The organism is Caballeronia sp. LZ032, assembly GCF_031451315.1.
In the GTDB taxonomy this organism is placed as follows: Bacteria; Pseudomonadota; Gammaproteobacteria; order Burkholderiales; family Burkholderiaceae; genus Caballeronia.
The window spans coordinates 1,229,263-1,254,052 of record NZ_JARUXP010000004.1 but is presented as its reverse complement, the minus strand read 5'-3'; the positions used below and the strand labels follow the sequence as shown (position 1 = coordinate 1,254,052).

Below are 24,790 nucleotides of genomic sequence, written 5' to 3'. Positions count from 1 at the left end.
GCGCGGGCATGAGCGATCCGGACCATTCGAGCGATCACGCCGCGCCTGCGCTCAGTGTCTCGCTGCATCAACTGAGGTTGTTCGTGACACTGGCGCGGCATCGCAGTTTCACGCGCGCGGGCGATGCATCCGGCGTCACGCAATCGGCGGTCAGCCGGGGCATTCGTGAGCTCGAAGAAGAAATCGCGCTGCGGCTCTTCGATCGCACCACGCGTCACGTCACGCTCACCGATACGGGTCGCAAGCTGCTCGCGCGGGTCGCGCCGCTCGTCGAGGAATTGGAAGCGACGCTGCGGCCGCACGGCAAATCCGGCGCCGAGCCGGGCGTGGTGAATCTCGCGTGCGGCGGCGGCCTGGCGGCGGGCGTGCTGCCCGCGCTGCTCGCTTCGTGCCGTGCGCGTCTGCCGGATGTCACCGTGGTCGTGCTGGATCGGCCGCAGAATGCCGTGCTGCAACTCGTGCGTTCGGGTGAAGCCGATATGGGCCTCGTCATCGCGCCCGACACATTGGACGAACTCTCCGCCGAACCGCTTTATCCCGACGCATTGGCGGCGGTGGTCCCGGTATCGCATCGATGGGCCGGGGCCGCCGCGCTCGACTGGCGCCAGTTGCGCGGCACGTCCTTGCTGCTGCTCGACGACGACACCGGCAGTCTCGCTGCCATCGAGGCCGCGCTGGCGCTGCATGGCGTGAGCGGCGCGGTACGGCAGCGCTTCACCCAGGCGGCGGCGATCGCGCACATGACCCAGGCCGGCTTGGGCGTCGGCGTCCTGCCGATGCACACGCGCACGGCCTGCAATCCCGCCGCGCTCCATCTCCTTCCCCTCAACCCCGCCACCGCGCGCGCGCTGATGCTGGTGCGCCGTCGCGGCCACGCGCTGCGCGCCAGCGCGGCGAGCGTGTGGTCACACGCCGTGGCATCGTCGTCGCATACTGTCGGCAGCAGCCAGATCGCCGAAGTCTGAGCGTCGCACTCACCGATTCACTTTTACTCGCAGCGTCATCGGCGCATGCGGGTTTTTGCCTGTACGCCCAGACGCCTTTCGCCTTGTCCTTGGTCTATACGGAATGTAGTATCTTGTATATCAGATGGATATCAGGCTATAAAACAGGAGACGAACCATGAAGATCTGCGTGTACGGCGCCGGTGCAATTGGCGGCTATATGGGCGCGCAACTGGCGCGCGCAGGAGCCGATGTCAGTTTTGTCGCGCGCGGGCCGCACCTCGCGGCCATGCAGGCGCACGGCGTGAAACTGCGGATCGACGGCGAGGAGCACACCGTCAAGGTGCGCTGCACGAACAATCCCGCTGAGCTCGGCCCGCAGGACTTCGTCATCATCGCGCTCAAGGCGCACTCGATTCCCGGCGTCGTCGACCTGATTCCGCCGCTGCTCGGTCCGGACACCGCGATCGTCACCGCGGTCAACGGCCTGCCTTACTGGTATTTCTACAAGCACGGCAACGAACTCGAAGGCACGAAGCTGCAGAGCGTCGATCCCGGCGGACGGCAATGGGACGTATTCGGGCCGGAACGTGCGATCGGCTGCGTGCTGCTGCCGGCGGCGGAAATCGCGGAGCCGGGCGTCATCGAGCATCACTACGGCAAGAAGTTTCCGATCGGCGAGCCGAGCGGGGAGATCACGCCGCGTCTGCAGGCGCTGCACGATCTGATGGCGAAGGCGGACATGGAAGCGCCGATGCGCGACAACATCCGTGACGAAATCTGGCTCAAGCTGTGGGGCAATCTCTGCTTCAATCCGATCAGCGCGCTCACCGGCGCGACGCTCGACGTCCTCACCAGCGATCCCGGCACGCGCGCGCTGTCGAAGGCGATGATGCTCGAGGCGAAGGCCATCGGCGACAGGATCGGCGTGAATTTCAGGGTGGACGTGGAACGGCGCATCAACGGCGCGGGCGCGGTGGGCGCGCATAGGACCTCGATGCTGATGGACTGCGAGGCCAGACGGCCGATGGAAATCGATCCGCTGATGACCGTCGTGCAGGAAATCGGCCGTCTGGTGCACGTCGAAACGCCGATGCTCGATGCCGTTCTCGCATTGATCAAGCTGCGCGAAGGCGTGAACCAGGGCACCGCGCAGCCCGTGTCGCCTCCGCAGTCGCAGAAAGCGGCCTAAACTGAATCCATGGCGTCAGCTTTGTTTCTGATATACAAGATGCAAAATATGTTGCGTCCTGTTGCGACGCAGCATATACTCAGGGCTCTTGAGTGATTCGACTGGAGCCTGAAATGAGCATCGCCCTGTTGGTTGTCGTTGGTTTCGCGCTGATTGCCGTGGGTATGGGTGTTACGTTTATGATTGCATCGGCGGTGCCGCAGAGCATGCTGCAGCGCGCGCAGGATCACGGTCGCTTTGCCGGTCTCGCGGCGGACGACCAGAACGGCGGTTCGGGCAAGCGTATCGACGCTGGCCGTCCGCACTTGGGAAATCAAGCCATCAATGCCATCTGATACTCAATCCGTAGAACGGCCGGAAGTCCGCACCTCGGGGCTCACGCTCTCGTTGGAGCCGATCAACGCCACCGTGTCGCTGCGCGACCAGGCGTATGCCAAGCTGCGGCAGGCCATCGCCGAGGCGGACATCTACCGCTCGCGGGAAGAGATCCGTCTCGACGAGAAAGAACTGACCGAAGCACTGGGCGTGTCCCGCACGCCCATTCGCGAGGCCATGACGCTGCTGGAGCAGGAAGGTTTTCTGCGCACCGTGCCGCGTCGCGGGGTGTATATCCTGCGCAAGACGAAGCGCGAGATCGTCGAGATGATCCACATGTGGGCGGCGCTGGAAAGCATGGCGGCGCGGCTCGCCACGCAGCGGGCGTCGGACGAGGAAATCGCCCAGTTGCGCCATATGTTCGACAACTTCCGCGATTCCACGCCGGCCGAACATATCGACGAATATTCGGAAGCGAATATCGCGTTTCACTCGGCCATCGTGCGGCTGTCGAAGTCGGAGATCATCTTCGACACCATCAAGAACATCTTCGTGCACGTGCGCGCCATTCGAAAAATGACGATTGCGCAGAGCGACCGCGCATCGCGTTCGATCGTCGATCACATGCGGATCATCGAGGCGCTGGAGAAGCGCGATACCGAACTCGTCGAGCGGCTCGTGAAGCAGCATTCGCTCGATCTGGCCGCGTTCGTCGAGGCGAATTGCGACTTTCTGGATTGATCGTCGGACTACGTGGTTCAGTTGTGACGGAAGGCCGCCTGACAAACGTCAGGCGGCCTTTGTTTTTGATCTGCGTCGCCGTCAAGGCGTCGGACAGCCGGAACTCTTCGATTGCGCTTCGAGATCGCCGCGCTTGTCGCGAATGGACTGGGTCACGATGCGTTGATCGTCGAGCTTGCTGACGTTCACCGCGACTTGTCTATCGGGCGATGCCGTCGCGGCGGCAATCGACGACGCCAGTTCCTTGCAACGGGTGCTCATGCCCGTGCGCGACGCCGGGGTGGCTTCGGGCGGACGAGTGACGTTGGCGTTGCTGTTGCTCTGGAAGCGCGCGGACGAAGCGCTGTCAGCAAAGGAAGGACTGAGCGAAACCGCCGGCGCCTCCTGGCTGAATGCCGAAAGGGCCAACGCGGCGGCGATTGCGACAGGGAAGAAGCGGGTCATGTCGAAGCGGGGATCGTCGGACGAGATCCGTACGTTACGACTTCGGCTCGCATCGACTGACACAATCTGTGACGGCGGGGTTGGGCCGACCCCGCCGCGCTTCCGGAATGCCTAACGCATCGCGCGCAGCATCGTTTCGCCGAGCGCCGCGGGCGAATCCGCCACGCGTATTCCCGCCGATTTCATCGCGTCCATCTTCGCGCCTGCTGTGCCCGAGCCGCCCGAAATGATCGCGCCCGCATGGCCCATGCGGCGTCCCGGCGGCGCGCTCGTCCCGGCGATGAAGCCGACCACCGGCTTCTTCGTGCGCGCGTCCTTGAGGAACTGCGCGGCTTCTTCTTCCGCCGATCCGCCGATTTCACCGATCATGATGATGCCCTCGGTGGCGTCGTCTTCGAGAAAGAGCGTCAGGCAGTCGATGAAATTCGTCCCGTTCACCGGATCGCCGCCGATGCCGATGCACGTCGTCTGCCCGAGCCCGGCCGCGGTGGTCTGCGCGACGGCTTCATAAGTGAGCGTGCCCGACCGCGACACCACGCCGATCTTCCCCGGCTGATGGATATAGCCCGGCATGATGCCGATCTTGCATTGTCCCGGCGTGATGACGCCCGGACAGTTCGGACCGACGAGCCGGCTGTCCGAGCCGCTCAGCGCGCGCTTGACGCGCAGCATGTCGAGCACGGGAATGCCTTCCGTGATGCAGACGATGAACGGCACGCGCGCATCGATGGCTTCGAGGATAGCATCGGCGGCGAAGGGCGGCGGCACGTAGATCACGGAGGCATCGGCGCCGGTGCGGGCGACGGCTTCCGCAACCGTGTCGAATACGGGCAGATCCAGATGCGTCGTGCCGCCCTTGCCCGGGGTCACGCCGCCGACCATGCGCGTGCCGTAGGCCAGCGCCTGCTCGGAATGGAAGGTGCCCTGCGCGCCGGTAAAGCCCTGGCAAATCACTTTGGTGTTCCTGTCGATCAGAACGCTCATGTCGGTGTGCTCCTCAGTGACGTGCGCCAGCGACGGCGCTGACGATCTTGTCGGCGGCATCGGCGAGGTTGTCGGCGGGAATGATGGTGAGTCCGGACGTGCGCAGAATCTCGCGGCCGGCATCGACGTTCGTGCCGGCCAGGCGCACGACGAGCGGCACGCGCAGGTCGATGTCGCGCGCGGCCGCGACCACGCCTTGGGCGATCACGTCGCAGCGCATGATGCCGCCAAAGATGTTGACGAGGATGCCGCGCACCTTGGGATCGCGCAGGATCAGCTTGAACGCCGTCGCGACGCGCTCCTGCGTCGCGCCGCCGCCGACATCGAGGAAATTGGCCGGCTCGCCGCCATAGAGCTTGATGATGTCCATCGTGGCCATTGCCAGTCCGGCGCCGTTCACCATGCAGCCGATATTGCCGTCGAGCTTCACGTAGTTCAGCCCGTGTTTCGCCGCTTCGATTTCGGCGGGATCTTCCTCGTCTTCGTCGCGCAGCTTTTCGATGTCCGGATGACGATAGAGCGCGTTGTCGTCGAAGTTGAGCTTGGCATCGAGCGCGATCACGTCGCCCGAACCGGTGACGACCAGCGGATTCACCTCGACGATCGACGCATCCAGATCGACGAACGCGCGGTACAACGCCGCGATGAATGTCGACGCCGCGCTCACCTGCTTGCCCGCGAGCCCCAGGCCGAAAGCGATCTGTCGCGTGTGGAACGGTTGCAGGCCGGTGGCCGGATCGATCGCGACCTTGAGGATCTTTTCGGGCGTACGCTGCGCGACTTCCTCGATCTCCATGCCGCCTTCGGTGGACGCCATGATGGTGATGCGCGACGTCGCGCGATCCACGAGCATGCCGAGATAGAGTTCGCGCGCAATGTCGCAGCCTTCCTCGACATACAGGCGCTTCACCTGGCGGCCGGCGGGGCCGGTCTGCTTGGTCACGAGCACCGACGACAGCATCTTCCGCGCGTTCTCGCGCACGTCTTCCACCGACTTCACGACACGCACGCCGCCCTTGCCCTCGGGGTCGTTCGAGAAGCGGCCCGCACCGCGTCCGCCCGCGTGAATCTGCGACTTGACGACCCAGACCGGCCCGCCCAGGGCGCTGGCGGCATCGGCGGCTTCCTGCGCGGTGAAGGCGACGCGACCCTCCGGCACCGCGACGCCGTACTGGCGCAGCAGTGCCTTCGCCTGATATTCGTGAATGTTCATTTCGTCTCCGGAATCCTCTGATGGGAATGGCGCGGGCATAAAGCACTGAGCCTCTCGATTCGCGCTGAAATACGATATATCACATATCAAGACGTGACAGTTGAAATTGCTGGCTCGTTTTGAAGTCATGGAAAGGGGCACAGATTTGCCGCGCTGCGGCACGTGTGAGACGCAGAGTCATGCGGGACGGCCTCGTCGACCATTGACGCACCGCATCACAGGGTTTTCGCCGAGCGGGATACAGTTGACTAATACTGTGTGTGGAATATTGTATATCACAGCAACGGCGACCCGATCGAGGTCGACGGAACCGCACACCACCCCCATCGAGGAGGAGACAACAATGTCCGAAGTCGTCAGCAGCCGCCCCGAAATCGCTCCCGCCACCACCACCGCCGATGACACCCTGAAGGCGAAGACGCGCGGCGCCGGCGTGATTTCGGGCGGCCATCTGGTCGCCCGCGCGCTGAAGAACGAAGGTGTCGATACGATTTTCACGCTGTGCGGCGGCCACATCATCGACATTTACGATGGTTGCGTCGACGAAGGCATCCGCATCATCGACGTGCGTCACGAGCAGGTGGCGGCGCACGCGGCCGACGGGTATGCGCGCCAGACCGGCAAGCTCGGCTGCGTCGTGACGACGGCCGGTCCCGGCTGCACGAACGCCGTCACCGGCGTGGCCACGGCGTTCCGCTCCGAAAGCCCGATCATCCACATCGGCGGGCAGGGCGCGCTGACGCAGCACAAGATGGGTTCGCTGCAGGACTTGCCGCACGTCGACATGATGGCGCCCATCACCAAGTTCGCCGCGACCGTGCCGAGCACCGAACGCGTCGCCGACATGATCTCGATGGCCGCGCGCGAAGCCTTCAACGGCGCGCCCGGCCCGGCGTATCTCGAGATTCCGCGCGACGTGCTCGACCGCGAAATCGACCAGACCAAAGCCGTGATTCCGCAACCCGGCCGCTATCGGGCGTCGACGAAATCCGTCGGCGATCCGGCATCGATCGAGCAACTCGCCGACTTGCTGGTGAACTCGGAGCGGCCTGCCATCCTCTACGGCCAGCAAGTGTGGACCGCGCGCGGTCATGAGGAAGCCATCGCGTTGCTGCGCGGGCTCGACGTTCCCGGCTACTTCAACGGCGCGAGCCGCGGCCTGCTGCCGCCGGGCGACCCGCATCACTTCGACCGCACGCGCTCGCAGGCTTTCGCGAAGGCGGATCTGATCGTGATCGTCGGCACGCCATTCGATTTCCGCATGGGTTACGGCAAGCGCATCAGCAAGGATCTCAAGCTGGTGCAGATCGACATGGACTACCGCACGGTCGGCAAGAATCGCGACATCGATCTCGGTCTGGTCGGCGATCCGGGCGCGATTCTCGGCGCCGCGCTGCAAGCAGCGAGCGGACGCCTGAAGAACGACAAGCGCCAGGCGCGCCAGGCCTGGATGCGCGAACTCTCGACGCTGGAAGAAGCCGCGACGGCCAAGCTGATGCCGCTGTTCACCTCGGACGCGAGCCCGATCCATCCGTACCGCGTCGCGCATGAAATCAACCAGTTCCTCTCCGACGACACCATCTACATCGGCGACGGCGGCGATGTCGTGACGATTTCCGCGCAGGCCGTGCGGCCGCGCCGTCCGGGCCAGTGGATGGATCCGGGGGCGCTGGGATCGCTGGGCGTCGGCACGGGCTTCGCGATCGCGGCGGGCTTGGCCAATCCGGAGAAAGAAGTACTCTGTTATTACGGCGACGGCGCGTTCTCCATGACGTCCTTCGACATGGAAACCGCGAACCGTTTCGGCGTGCCGTATATCGCGGTGATCGGCAACAACTCCGCGATGAACCAGATCCGCTACGGCCAGCTCGCGAAGTACGGCGACGAGCGCGGCAACGTGGGCAATTTGCTCTCGGACGTGCCGTATGGCCGCTTCGCGGAGATGCTCGGCGGCTACGGCGAGGAAGTGCGGGAAGCGTCGAAGATTGCCGGCGCGCTGCAACGGGCGCGCGAAGCGGTCGCGAAGACGGGCAAGAGCGCGGTCATCAACATCTGGGTCGATCCGACCGTGTACGCGCCCGGCACGATGGCGCAGACGATGTACAAATAAACGTCGAACCTACAAACATCGATTGAGTTTCGGAGACAAGCCATGACGGTGAAAGTGAACACATCGGGCAAGGCGCTGGACGGCGTGAAGATTCTCGACTTCACGCACGTCCAGTCGGGACCGACCTGCACGCAGCTGCTCGCGTGGTTCGGCGCGGACGTCATCAAGGTGGAGCGCGCGGGCGCCGGCGACATCACGCGCGAGCAATTGCGCGACATCCCCGACGCCGACAGCCTCTACTTCACGATGCTGAACCACAACAAGCGTTCGATCACCATCGACACGAAGAATCCCGAAGGCAAGAAGGTGCTGGAGACGCTCGTCAAGCAATGCGACGTGCTGGTCGAGAACTTTGCGCCGGGCGCGCTCGACCGCATGGGCTTCACGTGGGAGCGTATCCAGGAACTGAATCCGCGCATGATCGTGGCGTCGGTGAAAGGCTTCGGACCGGGACCGTATGAAGACTGCAAGGTCTACGAGAACGTCGCGCAATGCGCGGGCGGCGCGGCCTCGACCACCGGTTTCGACGACGGCCCGCCCACCGTCACCGGCGCGCAGATCGGCGATTCGGGCACGGGGCTGCATCTGGCGCTCGGCATCGTCACGGCGCTGTATCAGCGCAACACGAGCGGGCGCGGCCAGCGCGTGCTCGCCGCGATGCAGGACGGCGTGCTGAACCTCTGCCGCGTGAAGCTGCGCGATCAGCAACGGCTCGAACGCACGGGCGTCATGAAGGAATATCCGCAGTATCCGAACGGCAGCTTCGGCGAGGCGGTGCCGCGCGCGGGCAATGCATCGGGCGGCGGCCAGCCGGGCTGGATTTTGAAGTGCAAGGGCTGGGAAACGGATCCGAACGCGTACATCTACTTCATCACGCAGGCGCCGGTGTGGGGGGAGATTTGCAAGGTGATCGGCCGCGAGGAATGGATCGATCATCCGGACTACAAGACACCCAATGCACGCCTGCCGCACCTGAAGGATATCTTCGACGAGATCGAGCGCTGGACCATGTCGAAGACCAAGTTCCAGGCCATGGAAATTCTCAACAAGCACGACATTCCCTGCGGCCCGATCCTCTCGATGAAGGAAATCGCCGAAGAGCCGTCGTTGCGCAAGACCGGCACCGTGGTGGAAGTGGATCATCCGGTGCGCGGCAAGTACCTCACGGTCGGCAACCCGATCAAGCTCTCGGACAGCCCGACCGAAGTCGTGCGCTCGCCGCTGCTCGGCGAACATACCGACGAAGTCATGGCCGAACTCGGCTATACGCCTGACCAGATCGCCACGCTGAAGAGCCTCGGCGCGATCTGAACTCCTTTCAACTGCAATGACGCCCGCCTTCGAAAGAAGGTGGCGCAGGCTCTGCACGCCCAGAAAAAACGGAGACACTCGACATGAACAGCACGGTGGTCCACGAACCCAGCGCAGCAGCTCATTCTTCTTCGCAGAAGCCCTACGTCGCGCCGCTCCATGCGCCCGATGCGAAACGCCGCGTCGCCGAAGTGTTCGAGCGCGTGAAGGCCGAAGGCCGCACCTCGCTCACGGCGCCCGAAGGGAAGCTCGTCTGCGATGCATACGGCATCGCCGTGCCGCAGGAAGGCAAGGCAAAATCCGCGGACGATGCGGCGAAGCTCGCATCGTTCATCGGCTTTCCGGTGGTGCTCAAGATCGTATCACCGGAGATTCTCCACAAGACCGAGGCGGGCGGCGTGCTGGTCGGCGTGAAGAACGAGGCCGAAGCAAAAGCGGGCTTCGACACGATCATTTCGAACGCACGCAAGTACGCGCCCGACGCGACGCTCATCGGCGTGCAGGTCCAGCAGATGGTCGGCGCGGGGCAGGAAGTGATCATCGGCGCGGTGACGGATCCGTCCTTCGGCAAGCTGATCGCGTTTGGCCTCGGCGGCGTGCTGGTCGAAGTGCTGAAGGACGTCACGTTCCGCCTCGCGCCGGTCACGCATGAAGAAGCCGCATCGATGCTCGACGGCATCCAGGCCGCCGATGTCCTGCGCGGCGTGCGCGGCGCGGAGCCGGTGCAGCGCGAGGCGCTCGTCACCTTGATCCAGCGCGTCTCGCAACTCGTCGACGACTTTCCGCAGATCTCGGAAATGGACCTGAATCCGGTGTTCGCGAGCCCGAGCGGTGCGGTCGCGGCGGACGTGCGCATCGTGATGGACTTCGAGCCCGCCGCGCCGCGTTACCGTCCCACGCAGGAACAGATCGTCACGCAGATGAACCGCATCATGAAGCCGGATGCGGTCGCGGTGATCGGCGCGTCGAACGAGGACGGCAAGATCGGCAACTCGGTGATGAAGAACCTGATCAACGGCGGCTATCAGGGCGCCATCTACCCGATCCATCCGAAAGCCGACGAGATCATGGGCCGCAAGGCGTACCGCAGCGTGAAGGACGTGCCCGGCGTGATCGATGTCGCCGTGTTCGCGATTCCCGCGAAGTTCGTCGCGCAGGCGCTGGTGGAAGTGGGCGAGAAGCAGATCCCGGGCGCCGTGCTGATTCCGTCGGGCTTCGCGGAGACCGGCAATCACGAAGGGCAGGAAGAGATCGTCAAAATCGCGCGCCAGTACGACATCCGCATGATGGGCCCGAACATCTACGGCTTCTACTACACGCCCAAGAACCTCTGCGCGACCTTCTGCACGCCCTATGACGTGAAGGGCAAGGCGGCGCTGTCGTCGCAGTCGGGCGGCATCGGCATGGCGATCATCGGCTTCTCGCGCTCGGCGAAGATGGGCGTGAGTGCGATCGTCGGGCTCGGCAACAAGAGCGACATCGACGAAGACGATCTGCTCACCTTCTTCGAGCAGGACGACAACACCGAGATCATCGCGCAGCATTGCGAGGATCTGAAAGACGGACGGTCCTTCGCCGAAGCCGCGCGGCGCGTGTCGAAGAAGAAGCCGGTGGTGGTGCTGAAGGCTGGCCGCACGAGCCTCGGCGCGCGCGCGGCGAGTTCGCACACTGGCGCGCTCGCGGGCAACGACAAGATCTACGAAGACGTGTTCGCGCAATGCGGCGTGATCCGCGCGCGTTCGCTGCGCGACCTGCTCGAATTCGCGCGCGGCATTCCGAAGCTGCCGACGCCCAAGGGCGAGAACACGGTCATCATCACCGGCGCGGGCGGCTCGGGTGTGCTGCTGTCGGATGCGTGCGTCGACAACGGTCTCTCGCTGATGACCATGCCCGACGATCTCGACGCCGCCTTCCGCAAGTTCATTCCGCCGTTCGGCGCGGCGGGCAATCCAGTCGACATCACCGGCGGCGAGCCTCCGGCGACCTACCAGAACACGATCCGCCTCGGCCTGGAAGACGAGCGCATCCATTCGATCATCCTCGGCTACTGGCACACCATCATCACGCCGCCGATGGTCTTCGCGAAGCTGGTCATCGAGGTGAAGGAGGAGATGAAGGCGCGCGGCATCGAGAAGCCGATCGTCGCGTCGCTTGCGGGCGACGTGCAGGTCGAGGAAGCCGCCGAGTACCTGTACCAGCACGGCGTGCCGGCCTATGCGTATTCCACCGAGCTGCCCGTCGCGGTGCTCGGCGCGAAGTACAAGTGGGCGCGCGGCGCGGGTCTGATCTGAAGAGCATGGAGGAGGGGACGAGAGAGCGCGGGCCACGCATGCCCGCGCTCCTTTTTTTCCAAAGGGAGACAGAGATGACACACTGGATTCGTTTCCGCGACGCCGACGATCGCATCGGCTTCGGCATGCTCGACCCGCATTCGGGCCGCGTGGTGCAGCATGACGGTGCGATGTTCGACGCGCCGCGCCCCACCGACATCACCTGGGCCGTCGATGATCTCGCGCTGCTCGCGCCGTGCCAGCCGAGCAAGGTGATCGCGCTGTGGAACAACTATTACGCGCTGTCGCGCAAGCTCGACAAGGCGCCGCCGCAGCATCCGCTGTTTCTCATCAAGCCGCCGATGTCGGTCATCGGGCCGCACGAGTCGATCCGTCGGCCGCGCAGCTATCACGGCAAGATCGCGTATGAAGGCGAGCTGGGCATCGTGATCGGCAGGACGGTGAGCGGGGCATCGGTGGAGGAGGCCGAGGCGGCGATCTTCGGCTATACCTGCGTGAACGACGTGACGGCCATCGAATTGCTTCAGGAAGATCCCAACTTCGCGCAATGGTGCCGCTCGAAAGGCTTCGACACGTTCACCTGTCTCGGTCCCGCGATCGTCACGCCGGGCAACGGCTTCGACTGGCGCACCGCGAACGTGGTGACGACGCTCGAAGGCGTCGAACGGCAGAACTATCCGCTCGACGACATGATCTTTTCGCCCGCCGAGCAGGTGAGCCTGTTGTCTCAGGACATGACCCTCGTGCCGGGCGATGTCATCGCGTGCGGCACGTCGATCGGCGTCGGCTCGATCAAGGACGGTGCGCGCGTGGAGGTGTCGATTGCGGGCATCGGCACGTTGTCGAACGTGCTGGCGGCCTGAGGGAGCGCGGCATGTCGGATCTTCCGGGCGCAGGGTTGCTCGTGCTGGCGGTCATCGGCTGGCGGCGGCCGCAGGTCTCGCTGCAAAGCGTGCTGGTCACGCTCGCTTTCGTCGCCGCGCAATGGCCCGGTGATGCGCTTGTAATTGGCGCCGTCGGCTCGGCACTCGCGGCGTGCTTTCGTGTGCAGGACTGGACGCGCTGGCGCGGGTCGCTGCATCTCGCGATGGCCGGCGTCTGCGCGGCGCTCGCTTATGCGCTCGGCGCGCAGCCGGGCGGGCTCGCGGTGCTGATGGCCGTCGCGATGCTCATGCTGATCGGCGCGCATCTGGCGCTCGCGTTCGGCGTACCCGTGGCGAGCCTGTTGAGCGCGCTGGCGGCGGCGGGACTCGCCACGGCATTGACCATCGACGGTACGCACGGCGTGCTCGCGAGCGCCTGCGCCGTGCTCGGCATCGGTTGCGCGCGGGCTGTGTCGTTTGCAGGCTTCGCGCGCGAGGCGCCGTAAAAAACGAAGCCGGTGCAACGAGGCACCGGCTTGCGGGTCCATCTCTTCGGCGCGGGGCGAGCGCGCCGAACGCATCAGCGATCGCGATTCCACAACGCGCCGAGCACGAAGCCCACGGCGGCGGCAATCAGCACGCCCTGAATGGGCTGGCTGGCGACGGCCACGCGCACGTGGTCCACCGTCTGCCCGTAGCTTTCCTGAAGATTGCCGAAGGCCTGACGCACCTTGCCTTCGGCCTGCAACTGTTCATCGCCCGTCAGCGCGCCGACCGCGTCCTGCACCTTGCCGGCGACCTTTTGCGCCGCGCCTTCTACCTGATCCTGCACCATGGTGCCTCCATTTCGGTTGAGCGGTTCCAAGAAAACCCTCGTGCATTCCGCAACGAGGGAACGCATGTCAGCAGCACGGTTCGTGCCCAGCGTCGTCACGCCGGACCGATGAGCCCCCGGACCGTGTCGAGCAGGTCGTCGATGGAAAACGGCTTGCGGCGGAACTGCGCGTGCGGATGTTCGATCTGGGGCGCGTGGGCCGCCGCGCTCATGAGGATGACGGGCACGTGGGCCAGGCCGTCGCTGGCGGCGAGCGCGTTGATGAACTCGACGCCGTCCATGTGCGGCATCATCCAGTCGGTGATGATGAGTGCGGGCGCGCTGGAGCGCGCGGCATCGAGCGCCGTGCGTCCGTTCGACGCGGTCGACACCTCGTAGCCCTCCATTTCGAGCACGAGCCGCCACGTGGTGAGGATGTCGAATTCGTCGTCGACGACGAGGATCTTTTTCATGACCGCGCGCCGGGATCGGACACGGAGAGCGCGGGCCCGGCCGAAGGATGACCGGACAGGAGACCTGTCGGGCCGATGAAGCCGTCGCTGATGTGCAGGCCGCGTGCGTCGATGGTGAGCCTGCGAATGGCGGAATCGTGCGCGCCTTCGCGCTGCTTGATGATCGACACCATGCGGTACAGCGACGAATTCGCCTCGATGTAACGCAGCAGCACGATGTTCTCGGTCATCGCGGAGGCGCGCAGCGTGGACGGCTGCCTTGCCTCGCCGTAGAGCGGCATTTCCTCGGTCAGGACCGTGGTCACACCGGCTTCGCGCAGGCGGTGCGACAACGCGTTCAGGAACAGCCCGAAGCGCTCCACGCGGTTGGCCGACTGATGAAAACCGTCGATGCCGTCCACCACGAGGCGCGATGCCTTGGCGTTCTTCACGGCGCTCAGCAACTCGTTGGCGAGTTCGTCGATGGCCAGTTCCACGGCCGGATGCCAGTGGATCGTGAGCCGGCCGTCCTGCAAGGCGGGCTCGAGATCGACACCGACCGCGCGCGCCTTGGCGATCAGCCGCGACGGCGATTCATAGAAGCCGAAGTAGACGCAGCGCTCGCCACGCTCGATGCCCGATTGCAGGAACTTGAGCGACATCAGCGTCTTGCCGACCCCCGAAGGACCGACGAGCGTCGTGGTCGACCCGCGCACCACGCCGCCGCCGAGCATCTGGTCGAAGTCGGGGAAGGCAAAGCTGAGCCGGCTCGTGAAGTCCGGGATGTCGCCGTCTTCGGCGGCGGTCGCCTCGATGCGCGGGAACGTCACGAGGCCCTGGTCCGTGATCTTGAAGAAGTGCTTGCCGAGCAGATGATCGCGGGCGCGCAGCTTGTGCACCTCGATCTCGCGCGCGCGCCGCATGCCGGTGTTGTAGCGGTTCAGTTCGATGAGACCGTCCACCAGCGTGTGTTCGGGATGCGGCTCGTTGCCGGAGAGCGGCGCGAGAATCAGCGTGGTGCAGCGCGCGGCGCTGACGAAGGCGGACAACTCGTGGATGAACTGCGACAGTTCGAGCTCCGTCGAGCTGAACTCGCGGGCGCTGCGGAAACCGTCGATCACCATGAAGCGCGGCCGGCTGGTCTTGATCGTCGCGGCGATCAGCGACAGAAAGCCGGACAGGCCGTCGCGCATCAGCTCGTGATAGCCGGAAACGAACAGCATGCGGTCGGAGATCGCGTTGGCGTCGTAGAACGACAGCGGCTTCAGATGCGACAGCAGCTTGGTGTGCGACTCGGCGATCAGCGTGATGTACAGCACCATGTCGCCCTGCGCGACCCGGTGAAAGCCGATCTGCGACGACAGGATCGTCTTGCCTGCGCCGGCCATCCCTTCGATCAGGTACAGGCCGCCTTCGACGAGCCCGCCACCAAGGATATCGTCCAGCCCCGTGACGCCGGTCGTGACGTTGCCGTTGCGGTCGGATTCGGGCGCGGGTGCGGAGGAGTCGGCGGGCTGGTGGTCGTCTTGAGTCATGGAGTGTCGTTTTTACTTGGGCATCGGCGTTGGGCGAACGCGATTATGGCTGACTCTTGTCGGGGAAATGTCCGCTGGCCAGGACAAGCGCGTCGCTCGCATCTGCGCGACGATCCTGCTGTGGCGCGGACTTGCGGGCGTCGCGGGCAATTCGCTCACCGTGCTGACGCAACCAGCGCGCGAGAATGTCCCGGACAGGGATGGTCGTGTGCCGCATTTTCCGCGCCCGATGTCCGAAGTGCATGGCTCGATGCAAGGCATGGGTTTCGGACCTGGCTGCGATTGGTTCAGAACAGCGCGAGCTGCTCGCGTCCCGGTCCGCCTTCGAGCGTGAGCAGATGGCGCTTGCGTTCGACGCCGCCGGCATAGCCGGTCAATTCCCCGTCGCCGCCGATCACGCGATGGCACGGCACGATGATCGCGACGGGATTGCGGCCGTTCGCCCCGCCGACCGCGCGCGCGGCGCCGGGCGGCAGGCCGAGCCGGCGGGCGAGATCGCCGTAGGTCCAGGCGTCGCCGAAGGGAATTTGCTGGAGCAGTTCCCAGACGCGCCGCTGGAATTCGGTGCCGCCGAGCCGTATCGGCACGTCGAAGCTGGCCCGCTGGCCTGCGAAATAGTCGGCGATCTGTTCCTGGGCTGCCGCGATGGCGCGCGAGACCGGCGGGGAGTCGGACAGCGTTTGCTCTTGCACATGGGCGGGAAAGTGCTTTTGCCCGATGAAGAACAGGCCCGTCAGTGCGTCGTGCTCCGCGCGGTAGAGGATGTGCCCGAGCGGACTCGGGCCGACATGACATTCGATCACTTCGGTTCTCCGCGCCGCATGCTTCCGGCGCCTGGGGCTCAGATGAACGGATTGTCGGTCTTGCCGGCGAGCTTGTCCGGCTCGTCTTGAAGTTTCGCGGGCAAGGATGCGTCGCCTTGCAGCGTCGCGACGATGGCGCCCAGCGCCTTGTAGAGCGCGAGCGCGTTGGCGAGACCGGCCTTGTCGCGCGTGATGGTCAGGTCACCGCTGACGGTGACGCGGGTGGTGTCGTTGACGATGTTGATGGCATCGCCGGCGATGTTCAGGGCGTCGGTATCGTTCGCAAATGGCTTAAACACCTTTCAGTCCTCCGATTCGCTTGTCTTTCAGGCCGTCCGGGATGCCGGGAAACGCGAGGCCGCTCATGGCTTCGAGCTCGCGGACGGTTTTCATCGTGTCGGTCTCGGTGGAGGCCTTGTCCACCAGGACCGCGACGGCGATCTGCCGCTGCGGCAGATAGACCACCTTGTAGAGTTGCGTCGGCACGATGACGCGTGATTCGCCGATCGTCTGCAACTGGCGTCCCGAGAACAGCGGCCCGGTGACCACGAAGGCTTCGCCGGATTGCTCGGTCAGGCGGCGCACGGCTTCCTCGATGCGCGCCCAGATGCGCCGGTTGTTCGACGGGTCCTGCGGCACGATGTTGGCGAGCGAGAAGGACTCGGCCATGCCTTTCTTGCTGGCGCGGTCGCCGGCCGGGCTCATGTGGCCGCGATCGAAGCCGCTTTTCTTGTAGTCGGAGAGTTGCGCGCTGGCGCCGGGCGGCAGACGTTTCTCGACGAAGAAGCGGTTGGTGCGCGTGTTGTTCTTCGCCTGGTCGATGCCTTGCGCCGTCAGATGTTCTGCCGACCACAGCGGTCCGTGCGTGACCCCGGAGTGGAGCAGCGCAAAATCGGTGTAGCAGACTTCCTGGGTCGCCGCGCGCATCTTCGCGTTGACGACGACGGGCTCGCGCCCGCCGGGACTGAACTGCGGACAGTCGCTCGCGGCGGCGCTGATACATACGAGGCCGAGCGCGGCGGCGAGTGCCTTGAAGCGGAATTGCATGCGGGTAGTGTGCCGGGTTGATGCACCGCGGACGGGTGCGGAAAGCGGGCCGCAAAGTATAAGCGCAGGACGCGCTGCGCGGGGTGCATCCGGCGTGCGCAGAAGTGGCGCGCTAGAATGCGTCGGCCTCGAAATTTGAAATCAACCCGTCAGGTCATCAGGTCATCCCACGAACATGAATTCGTCCGTCTTCCGCTCTGTGTTGGTGTCGTTCATGGCGTGTGCCGCGCTGTCGTGCGTCGTTCCTGTTCACGCCCATGCCGATGAAACGCCGGTCCCGCCGTCCGGCAGTAGCGACGGCCCGGCCTACGGTCCGGAACTGCAAGGCTTCGATTATCCGTATCCGGTGGCGCGCTTCGCGTTCACGTCGCAGCGGCAGGTGGTGCGCATGGCTTATATGGACGTGCATCCGCCGCATCCGAACGGCCGCACCGCGGTTCTTCTGCATGGGAAGAACTTCTGCTCGGCGACGTGGAAGCAGACCATCGACGTGCTGACGGGTGCGGGTTATCGCGTGATCGCGCCGGATCAGATCGGCTTCTGCAAGTCCACCAAGCCCGAGCGTTACCAGTACAGCTTCCAGCAGCTCGCACGCAATACGCACGCGTTGCTGACCGCGCTCGGCGTGCCGCGTGCGACGCTCATCGCGCATTCGACCGGCGGCATGCTCGCGGTGCGCTATGCGCTCATGTATCCGCAGGAGACGGAGCAGCTCGTGCTGGTCAATCCGATCGGGCTCGAGGACTGGAAGGCGAAGGGCGTGCCGTCGGTGTCCATCGACGAGTGGTATGCGCGTGAGCTCAAGACGAGCGCCGATGGCATTCGCCGCTATGAGCAGAACACGTATTACGCGGGGCAATGGCGCGATGCCTACGAGCCGTGGGTGCAGATGCTCGCGGGGATGTATCGCGGGCCGGGGAAGGAGATTGTCGCGTGGAATTCGGCGCTGCTGTACGACATGATTTATACGCAGCCGGTGGTGTATGAGTTCGACAAGCTGAAGACGCCGACGCTGCTGATGATCGGCGACAAGGACACGACGGCGATTGGCAAGGAGTTCGCGCCTGCGGAGGTGCGGCCGACGCTGGGGCGGTATCCGGAACTGGCGAAGCTCGCGAAGGAGCGGATTCCGAATGCCACACTTGTCGAGTTCCCGGATGCCGGGCACGCGCCGCAGATGCAGGATCCGGAGGGGTTTCATCGGGCGTTGCTGGAGGGGTTGGCTGGGAAACTGTCTCATCGCTAAGCGTGAACAGGGTTCGCGTGTTGCGTGGAGTAGGCTCCCTCAGTCATATTGGCTCTGACTGCCGCAGATACAATGCGGCCTGAGTCCTGACGTACCCGTCCGCTTCAACGTTGGCTGACGAAGCCTTTGCGGACCGACTGCGGGCCGTCCCGTGCCGGTGATGGATCAACCGTGCCCGGATCCATGCGAGACCGTTCATGCTGAAACGACTGAAAATTCAAAATTTCACAGTACTGCCTCAGGCCGATCTGGAGTTCGGGAAGCATCTCAATGTGTTTGTCGGCGAGAACGGTGCGGGCAAAACGCATCTCCTGAAGCTGGCGTATTCAGTGCTCGCGGCCAGCTGGCAGGAGGGCATCAAGGGGCAAGCGGCATCGGCGCCCACCAAGACCATCCTGCAGACGCGTCTGGCCGACAAACTGGTCAACGTGTTTCGTCCAGAGTCGCTCGGCCGGCTGACGCGCCGGAAGCAAGGTAGGGAACGTTGCGATGTCCAAATGAGTTTTGCCGATACCGGGCTGGACATCGACTTTGGTTTCGCGACGAACAGCAAATCGGAAGTCAGCGTCACCCAACTGCCGAAGCACTGGCTGGGCACTGCTCCCATCTATCTGCCGACGCGGGAATTGCTGACGATTTATCCGAATTTCGTTTCGGTCTATCAAAACCACTATCTGGAATTCGAGGAAACATGGTTTGATACCTGCGTCTTGCTGGGCGCGTTGTTGCAGCGAGGTCCGAAGGAAACGCAAATACAACGCCTGCTTGATCCGCTCGAAAAAGCAATGGACGGCTCCATCGAACTCGACAAGAACGGGCGCTTCTATCTGCGCACGCCCAATGGGCGCATGGAAATGCCGCTGGTCGCCGAGGGCCTGCGCAAGTTGGGCATGCTGGCACGTCTGATTGCTACAGGCGCTTTGCTCGATCAGGGTTATCTGTACTGGGATGAGCCGGAAGCCAACCTGAATCCGCGCTTGATCAAACAGGTGGCGCGCACGATCGTGGCACTGAGCGCAAACGGCATCCAGGTCTTCATTGCGACTCACAGCCTGTTCCTGCTGCGCGAACTCGAAATCCTTCTGGCAGACAAGCAACAGCCTGCTTTGGACGCTCGCTACTTCGGTTTGCAATCGCGGGCGGAAGGCGTCGAGGTCGTGCAAGGGACATCGCTCGATGACATCGGCGACATCACGGCGCTGGAAGAGAGTTTGCAGCAATCAGATCGATATCTGGCGTTGTAGGGATCATGCATGCCGACTTTGAACGTCGATGGTTTGACATTTACTTTTCCGCAAACGTGGCAGGTCAGCAAGTATGACGAGTGGTCGTTCTACCGTTCGAGTTTCGCCAGGCAAGGAGAGGGCATCAAGGCCATCGATGTGTTGGCGATAACCGAAACGAATGTGGCGTTCTTCATTGAAGTCAAGGACTATCGGCATCCGGATACGGAGAAGCCCTCTCACCTGCCTGAAGCAATCGCAAGCAAGGTACTGCACACTTTGGCTGCCATGCTTCCGGCAAAGCTTCGTGCCAATGTCGATTCGGAACGGCAACTGGCGTCAGCTATCCTGGCGTGTGACTCGCTCAGCGTGATTGCCCATCTCGAACAACCGCAGAACCACCGTCCTGTCGTGGATCCCGCCGATATCCAGCAGAAACTGCGTCGCTTGCTGCGCGCAGTCGATGCCCATCCGAAGGTCGTATCCAAGAGCAATTTGCGGGGTTTGAACTGGACGGTAACCTAGCCGTTTCGGGAGAGGTTGGAAGCCTCGTTGCCGTCATTCCGAACAGCGCGTTCAATCCGGCGCGGCCCCGCCCACTCTCCGCTCCACCCCGGGCACCTGCACTGCCAACGTGACCCCTCGCGCGACCATGAAGATAGCAAGCGCGAGCCACAACCCGTGATTTCCCAGCGTCCCTGCCAGCCCCCACGCGGCGAGCAGGAACACCCCGAGCGACACCGCCATCGCCTGCATGAGTTCCCGCGTCCGAGTAGCACCGATGAACACGCCATCGAGCAGAAACCCCGCCACCGATACCACCGGCAGCACCGCCGCCCACGGCAGATAACGCACGGCGGCCGCATGCACGACGGCCTGATCCGTCAGCCTGCCGATGATCCATTCCCCGCCCAGCGCATACACGACCGAAAATCCCGCCGCGCCGATGACCGACCACAACATCGTGACCTTCACGGCCTGACGAAACGCATGCCGGTCACGCGCCCCCGCCGCCGCGCCGACGAGCGCCTCTGCCGCATGCGCGAAGCCATCGAGGCCGAACGCCATGAAGGTCTGAAAATTCAGCAGCACGGCGTTGGCCGCGAGCACCGCATCGCCCTGCCGCGCGCCGAGATGCGCGAACCACGCGTAAGAACCCAGCAGGCAGATCGTGCGAACGAAGATGTCCCGATTGATCGCCACCAGCCGCTGCAACGCATGCCCGTCGAGCAGCATGCCCCAGGCGGGCGCTTCGAGCCCGCGCGGACGCAGGCGCCACAGGATCGCGACACCGAGCACGAAGCCGCAGAAGTCGGCGAATGCCGTGGCCGCGCCGATGCCCGCGATGCCCCAGCCGAAGCGATACACGAACAGCAGCACGGCAACGATGTTCACCAGATTGATGAAGATCTGCGTCACGAGCGCGAGCCGCACTCGCTGACAGCCGAGCAGCGCGCCGAGCACGACGTAGTTGCCGAGCGCGAACGGCGCGGCCCAGATGCGCGCGTGACTGTAGGCGCTCGCTGTGTCCTGGACCGCCGCACTGCCACCCAGCGCCGCGAGCGCATAGCGGATGACCGGCAGCTGCAACGCGAGCACCGCCATGCCGATCGCGAACGCCAGCAACATCGCGCGCAGGACGCTGGCGCGCAGGGCCGCGTCATCGTGCGCGCCGAAGGCCTGCGCGACCAAACCTGTCGTGCCCATGCGCAGGAAGCCGAAACCCCAGAAGACGAAACTGAACACCAGCCCGCCGAGCGCGACGCCGCCAAGATACTGCGGCCCGTCGAGATGACCGGCGACGGCCGTATCGACAGCGCCAAGGATCGGTTGCGTCAGATTCGCGAGGACGATGGGAAACGCCAGCGTCAGCACGCGTCTGTGCCAATGCACGGGCAACGCGGCCGGCTTGCCGGGTGGATCTTGCGAAGTTGTCTGCACAGCGGTCGAACGCGCGTTCATGCGCGCGTTTCGTGGATTCGTGGGGAAGGCGTCATTGTCCGGAGCGCAAGCCCGCGACGCAACCTTGCTTCAGCACGGATAATGCGCGTCATGAAAACCTTCGCGCTCTATGTCATCACGGCGGTCGCCGAGATCGCCGGCTGCTACTTCCCGTATCGATGGCTCAAGCAGGGCGGCTCGCCCTGGCTGCTCATGCCTGGCGCGCTGTCGCTGGCGTTGTTCGCGTGGCTGCTGACGCTGCACGCCGCGGCGGCGGGACGCGTGTACGCGGCGTACGGCGGTGTCTATATCGGCGTGGCGATCATGTGGCTATGGGCCGTCGATCGCATCCGGCCCACCGCGTGGGATCTCGCGGGCGCGGCGATCGCGCTCGCGGGCATGAGCGTGATCGCATTCCAGCCGCGCGTTTGAACCGTGACGCGCCCGGAACAAGTCAACCCGCTCAGGCCTCGAGCGCCAGCAGCGCAAACGTAGCGAGCCAGTGCTCGCCCATATAGTCCCCCGCGACATGCGCAATCCCCGACGCAAGATGCTCGTCCGCGCTCGCATCAAGCACGGCGATGCGCGCATCGCCGGCAGGCAAGGCGCGTGCGATGGTCCGCTGGCACCACGCACGGCTCAGATTCAGGCCGTCGAGATGCGCGAGCTTGCCGTCGCTCCGGTCCGTGACGGTAGCCGGCGTAAACAGCGTCGCGGGCTCGCGCGCCGCGATGTGCGGCAGAAAGCCGTCGAACCAACCGACGAAGTGCCCGTCCGTCAGCACATGCCGCATCAGCACGGCTTCCATCAGCGAGGGCGAGAGGAATTCGTCGCCGGCGGGTTCCCATGCCTGGCAGGCTGCGTCCTTCTCGAACCAGCGCAGCGCGGTCGCGTTCAGCAAACGTTCGAAGTCCGCGTCCTGTGCCACGCGTGCATAGCCCAGCGAGAGCGTCAGCGCGAACGCCATGTTGAAGTGCGTGCCGACCCTGAGCGGATAGGTCGATTTCGGCAGGAACTCCGTAAAGCGCGCGACGAACGCATCGGCGAGCGGTTGCAGCGTCCGGGCCCAGCGCCGGCCATCGTCGGAAGTCATCGAACGCAGCTGGCCCGCGAGCGCGAGCAGCCACGCCCAGCCGTAGGGCCGCTCGAAGCCGCGCGCAGCGGGGCGCCGCAGATAGGCGACCTCAGCCGCGACGTTCGCCTCAGTGAAATGTTCGTCGATCACGGCGCGAATGCGCGGCGCCTCGGGCAGATCGGGAAAGCGCTCGAGCAGCCGCGCGATCAGCCAGTAGCCGTGCACGCAGGAATGCCAGTCGAAGCTGCCGTAGAAGATCGGATGCAGCGCGCGCGGACTTTGCACGTCGGCGGCGTCGGCCATGACGTGATCGAGCTTGTTGGGATACTCGCGGGTCAGGTGGCCAAGCGCGACCTGGGCGAATTTCGACGCCAGCGCGGCGTCGAGGATCGGAGCGTGTGGATTCATGCGGACCTCACGTGGGCTGTCTCTGGATTCCGAGACTTTATCGATAAATGATGGATAAAGTCTCGAATAAGGGTAATTACCTAAGTCGACATGTGGGACGCGGTCAGGTCATTGCCTGAAAGCCGCGAATCAAACTTCTGCAAGCCGCGCGAATGCCTTTGCCACAAGCCTGGGGGGACTTTCCGGAGCTGTCGTGCGGGTCATGCGAAGTGCCCAAACCCGCCGCCCGACCCGCCCGCAATGGGCGTTTGCCCGCCTGTCCGGCACGCGCCGCCGCGCGGATCGTCGTATAAACTGGCGCCCGAATGCCGCCAGGAGCATTCCGCACCGGGGTCACGAGCCCCGGGACGCGTCATTTGCACAACGACCAAGAGATCAAGACACGACATGAATGACTTTCCTGCCTACACCGCGGAGGACACGCGGCGCCGCGTTTTTGCGATCGTCGGCGCTTCGTCGGGCAACCTCGTCGAGTGGTTCGACTTCTATATCTACTCGTTCCTCGCGCTGTACTTCTCGGCGGCGTTCTTCCCCGGCGGCAATCCGACCGTGCAGCTGCTCAACACCGCAGGCGTGTTCGCGGCGGGCTTCCTGATGCGTCCCATCGGCGGCTGGATGTTCGGCCGTATCGCCGACAAGCATGGCCGCCGCAACGCCATGATGATCTCGGTCCTGATGATGTGCGGCGGTTCGCTCGTCATCACCTTCCTGCCGACCTACGCGAGCATCGGCGCGTGGGCGCCGTTCCTGCTGCTGATCGCCCGGCTGTTCCAGGGCCTGTCGGTGGGCGGCGAGTACGGCACCAGCGCCACCTACATGAGTGAAGTGGCCCTGCGCGGCCGGCGCGGCTTCTTCGCGTCGTTCCAGTATGTGACGCTGATCGGCGGCCAGCTCGGGGCGCTGCTGGTGCTCGTGGTGCTGCAGTTCTTCCTCTCGACCGACGAACTCAAGGCCTGGGGCTGGCGCATTCCGTTCTTCATCGGTGCGTGCGCGGCGCTGATTTCCCTGTACCTGCGCCGTTCGCTCGATGAAACCTCGACCGCCGAAACGCGGGATCGCAAGGAAGCCGGCACGCTGGCCGGCCTGATGCAGCACAAGGCCGCGTTCATGACCGTGGTGGGCTTCACGGCGGGCGGCTCGCTGATTTTCTACACGTTCACGACCTACATGCAGAAGTACCTGGTCAACACGGCCGGCATGCATGCGAAGACGGCCAGCAACGTGATGACCGCCGCGCTGCTGGTCTACATGTTGTTGCAGCCGGTGTTCGGCGCGCTGTCGGACCGGATCGGCCGGCGCACCTCGATGCTCTGGTTCGGCGGCCTCGCCACGCTCGGCACCGTGCCGCTGCTGCATGCGCTGTCGGGTGTCACGAGTCCGGTGATGGCCTTCGTGCTGGTGGTGGTGGCGCTGGCGATCGTGAGCTTCTATACGTCGATCAGCGGTCTCATCAAGGCGGAGATGTTCCCGCCGGAAGTGCGTGCGCTGGGCGTGGGCCTTTCGTATGCGGTCGCGAATGCGATCTTCGGCGGCTCGGCGGAATACGTTGCGTTGTGGCTCAAGTCGGCGGGCAACGAATCCGCTTTCTTCTGGTATGTCACGGTGATGTGCTTCATCTCGTTCGTCGTGTCCTTCCGCATGCTCGAGCCGAGCAAGGAAGGCTATCTGCGCAACGAACCGTAAGCGTCGCGGGCCGGCTGCCACGAATCACGGTGTGGCAGCCGCGCCGCGTCCGGACGGGCCGCGCACACCGCCGGGCTTGCCGATGGCGCCAGTATGGTGTTTGATGCGGGTTGTGACGGCGCGCCATGTGCAGCGCGCCAGCGTAATCGGGAACC

General features: G+C 64.5%; 26 protein-coding genes. 15 read left to right on the top strand and 11 right to left on the bottom strand.

Annotated features, from left to right (window positions below; genetic code table 11):
• Positions 1 to 8: 8 nt before the first annotated feature.
• The 4 genes from QCE69_RS33635 (at position 9) to QCE69_RS33620 (ending at position 3,192) form a co-directional block, all read left to right on the top strand.
• Positions 9 to 965 carry a LysR family transcriptional regulator gene (locus QCE69_RS33635; protein WP_309935235.1) on the top strand — a complete coding sequence of 319 codons (957 nt, stop codon included), beginning with the start codon at positions 9 to 11 and terminating at the stop codon, positions 963 to 965.
• Positions 966 to 1,122: 157 nt separating this feature from the next.
• Positions 1,123 to 2,136, top strand: coding sequence for a 2-dehydropantoate 2-reductase (locus QCE69_RS33630; RefSeq protein WP_309935233.1), 1,014 nt, complete (start codon positions 1,123 to 1,125; stop codon positions 2,134 to 2,136).
• 113 nt (positions 2,137 to 2,249) lie between these two features.
• Positions 2,250 to 2,471, top strand: a complete 222-nt coding sequence (locus tag QCE69_RS33625) for a hypothetical protein (protein ID WP_309927119.1) — start codon at positions 2,250 to 2,252, stop codon at positions 2,469 to 2,471.
• The gene (locus QCE69_RS33620) at positions 2,461 to 3,192 is read left to right on the top strand and encodes a GntR family transcriptional regulator (protein WP_309838637.1); all 732 of its coding nucleotides are present in this window, start codon (positions 2,461 to 2,463) and stop codon (positions 3,190 to 3,192) included. The genes QCE69_RS33625 and QCE69_RS33620 overlap by 11 nt, the downstream gene beginning before the upstream one ends.
• 81 nt (positions 3,193 to 3,273) lie before the next feature.
• Here the strand turns inward: QCE69_RS33620 and QCE69_RS33615 are convergent, their stop codons facing one another.
• Complete coding sequence (locus QCE69_RS33615) at positions 3,274 to 3,453, bottom strand: hypothetical protein (protein ID WP_309935232.1); 180 nt, start codon at positions 3,451 to 3,453, stop codon at positions 3,274 to 3,276.
• Between QCE69_RS33615 and QCE69_RS33610 the strand changes: the two genes are divergently transcribed.
• Positions 3,452 to 3,751, top strand: a complete 300-nt coding sequence (locus tag QCE69_RS33610; RefSeq protein WP_309935230.1) for a hypothetical protein — start codon at positions 3,452 to 3,454, stop codon at positions 3,749 to 3,751. The two genes, QCE69_RS33615 and QCE69_RS33610, sit on opposite strands and share 2 nt — an antisense overlap.
• Here QCE69_RS33610 and sucD read toward each other — a convergent pair.
• Positions 3,748 to 4,620 carry a succinate--CoA ligase subunit alpha gene (gene sucD / locus QCE69_RS33605; protein ID WP_309935228.1) on the bottom strand — a complete coding sequence of 291 codons (873 nt, stop codon included), beginning with the start codon at positions 4,618 to 4,620 and terminating at the stop codon, positions 3,748 to 3,750. The genes QCE69_RS33610 and sucD overlap by 4 nt on opposite strands.
• Before the next feature lie 13 nt (positions 4,621 to 4,633).
• The gene (gene sucC, locus QCE69_RS33600; protein ID WP_309935227.1) at positions 4,634 to 5,833 is read right to left on the bottom strand and encodes an ADP-forming succinate--CoA ligase subunit beta; all 1,200 of its coding nucleotides are present in this window, start codon (positions 5,831 to 5,833) and stop codon (positions 4,634 to 4,636) included.
• Between the two features lie 343 nt (positions 5,834 to 6,176).
• Here sucC and QCE69_RS33595 point away from each other — a divergent pair, with 343 nt between their 5' ends.
• The 5 genes from QCE69_RS33595 to QCE69_RS33575 all read left to right on the top strand — a co-directional run bounded on the left by QCE69_RS33595 (position 6,177) and on the right by QCE69_RS33575 (position 12,914).
• On the top strand, positions 6,177 to 7,943 hold the full coding sequence (locus QCE69_RS33595) for a thiamine pyrophosphate-binding protein (RefSeq protein ID WP_309927109.1): 1,767 nt from the start codon (positions 6,177 to 6,179) through the stop codon (positions 7,941 to 7,943).
• Between the two features lie 42 nt (positions 7,944 to 7,985).
• Complete coding sequence (gene frc / locus QCE69_RS33590; RefSeq protein ID WP_309819352.1) at positions 7,986 to 9,254, top strand: formyl-CoA transferase; 1,269 nt, start codon at positions 7,986 to 7,988, stop codon at positions 9,252 to 9,254.
• Between the two features lie 83 nt (positions 9,255 to 9,337).
• Complete coding sequence (locus QCE69_RS33585) at positions 9,338 to 11,545, top strand: acetate--CoA ligase family protein (protein WP_309935225.1); 2,208 nt, start codon at positions 9,338 to 9,340, stop codon at positions 11,543 to 11,545.
• Between the two features lie 74 nt (positions 11,546 to 11,619).
• Positions 11,620 to 12,408, top strand: a complete 789-nt coding sequence (locus QCE69_RS33580) for a fumarylacetoacetate hydrolase family protein (RefSeq protein WP_309935223.1) — start codon at positions 11,620 to 11,622, stop codon at positions 12,406 to 12,408.
• Positions 12,409 to 12,419: 11 nt separating this feature from the next.
• Positions 12,420 to 12,914, top strand: coding sequence for a hypothetical protein (locus QCE69_RS33575; RefSeq protein ID WP_309935222.1), 495 nt, complete (start codon positions 12,420 to 12,422; stop codon positions 12,912 to 12,914).
• Between the two features lie 74 nt (positions 12,915 to 12,988).
• On the opposite strand, the gene QCE69_RS33570 is transcribed toward QCE69_RS33575, so the two are convergent.
• From QCE69_RS33570 to QCE69_RS33545, 6 genes are all read right to left on the bottom strand, one after another.
• Complete coding sequence (locus QCE69_RS33570) at positions 12,989 to 13,243, bottom strand: CsbD family protein (protein ID WP_309819359.1); 255 nt, start codon at positions 13,241 to 13,243, stop codon at positions 12,989 to 12,991.
• A 95-nt stretch (positions 13,244 to 13,338) separates the two neighbouring features.
• Positions 13,339 to 13,695, bottom strand: coding sequence for a response regulator (locus QCE69_RS33565; RefSeq protein WP_309927100.1), 357 nt, complete (start codon positions 13,693 to 13,695; stop codon positions 13,339 to 13,341).
• Positions 13,692 to 15,209 carry an ATPase domain-containing protein gene (locus tag QCE69_RS33560; protein ID WP_309927098.1) on the bottom strand — a complete coding sequence of 506 codons (1,518 nt, stop codon included), beginning with the start codon at positions 15,207 to 15,209 and terminating at the stop codon, positions 13,692 to 13,694. Before QCE69_RS33560 ends, QCE69_RS33565 begins: the two co-directional genes overlap by 4 nt.
• 287 nt (positions 15,210 to 15,496) lie before the next feature.
• Entirely contained in the window at positions 15,497 to 16,012 is a 516-nt protein-coding gene (locus QCE69_RS33555; RefSeq protein WP_309935221.1) for a methylated-DNA--[protein]-cysteine S-methyltransferase, read from the bottom strand.
• 38 nt (positions 16,013 to 16,050) lie between these two features.
• Entirely contained in the window at positions 16,051 to 16,311 is a 261-nt protein-coding gene (locus QCE69_RS33550; RefSeq protein WP_309927094.1) for a hypothetical protein, read from the bottom strand.
• On the bottom strand, positions 16,304 to 17,059 hold the full coding sequence (locus tag QCE69_RS33545) for a DNA/RNA non-specific endonuclease (RefSeq protein ID WP_309935220.1): 756 nt from the start codon (positions 17,057 to 17,059) through the stop codon (positions 16,304 to 16,306). The genes QCE69_RS33550 and QCE69_RS33545 overlap by 8 nt, the downstream gene beginning before the upstream one ends.
• 175 nt (positions 17,060 to 17,234) lie before the next feature.
• On the opposite strand from QCE69_RS33545, the gene QCE69_RS33540 reads away from it, so the two are divergent.
• The 3 genes from QCE69_RS33540 to QCE69_RS33530 all read left to right on the top strand — a co-directional run bounded on the left by QCE69_RS33540 (position 17,235) and on the right by QCE69_RS33530 (position 20,053).
• Positions 17,235 to 18,305 (top strand): alpha/beta hydrolase, encoded by a 1,071-nt coding sequence (locus QCE69_RS33540; protein WP_309935218.1) that lies wholly within the window; start codon positions 17,235 to 17,237, stop codon positions 18,303 to 18,305.
• A gap of 197 nt (positions 18,306 to 18,502) precedes the next feature.
• Positions 18,503 to 19,549: an ATP-binding protein gene (locus QCE69_RS33535; protein ID WP_309935216.1), complete on the top strand. Its 1,047-nt coding sequence runs from the start codon at positions 18,503 to 18,505 to the stop codon at positions 19,547 to 19,549.
• A gap of 9 nt (positions 19,550 to 19,558) precedes the next feature.
• Positions 19,559 to 20,053, top strand: coding sequence for a hypothetical protein (locus tag QCE69_RS33530; protein ID WP_309935214.1), 495 nt, complete (start codon positions 19,559 to 19,561; stop codon positions 20,051 to 20,053).
• Positions 20,054 to 20,104: 51 nt separating this feature from the next.
• On the opposite strand, the gene QCE69_RS33525 is transcribed toward QCE69_RS33530, so the two are convergent.
• Positions 20,105 to 21,490: an MATE family efflux transporter gene (locus QCE69_RS33525; protein WP_309927086.1), complete on the bottom strand. Its 1,386-nt coding sequence runs from the start codon at positions 21,488 to 21,490 to the stop codon at positions 20,105 to 20,107.
• A gap of 90 nt (positions 21,491 to 21,580) precedes the next feature.
• Between QCE69_RS33525 and QCE69_RS33520 the strand changes: the two genes are divergently transcribed.
• Positions 21,581 to 21,901, top strand: coding sequence for a YnfA family protein (locus QCE69_RS33520; protein ID WP_309935212.1), 321 nt, complete (start codon positions 21,581 to 21,583; stop codon positions 21,899 to 21,901).
• Between the two features lie 31 nt (positions 21,902 to 21,932).
• Here the strand turns inward: QCE69_RS33520 and QCE69_RS33515 are convergent, their stop codons facing one another.
• Entirely contained in the window at positions 21,933 to 22,952 is a 1,020-nt protein-coding gene (locus tag QCE69_RS33515) for a DUF2891 domain-containing protein (RefSeq protein ID WP_309935210.1), read from the bottom strand.
• 387 nt (positions 22,953 to 23,339) lie between these two features.
• Between QCE69_RS33515 and QCE69_RS33510 the strand changes: the two genes are divergently transcribed.
• Complete coding sequence (locus QCE69_RS33510; protein ID WP_309927081.1) at positions 23,340 to 24,635, top strand: MFS family transporter; 1,296 nt, start codon at positions 23,340 to 23,342, stop codon at positions 24,633 to 24,635.
• Positions 24,636 to 24,790: the final 155 nt, after the last annotated feature.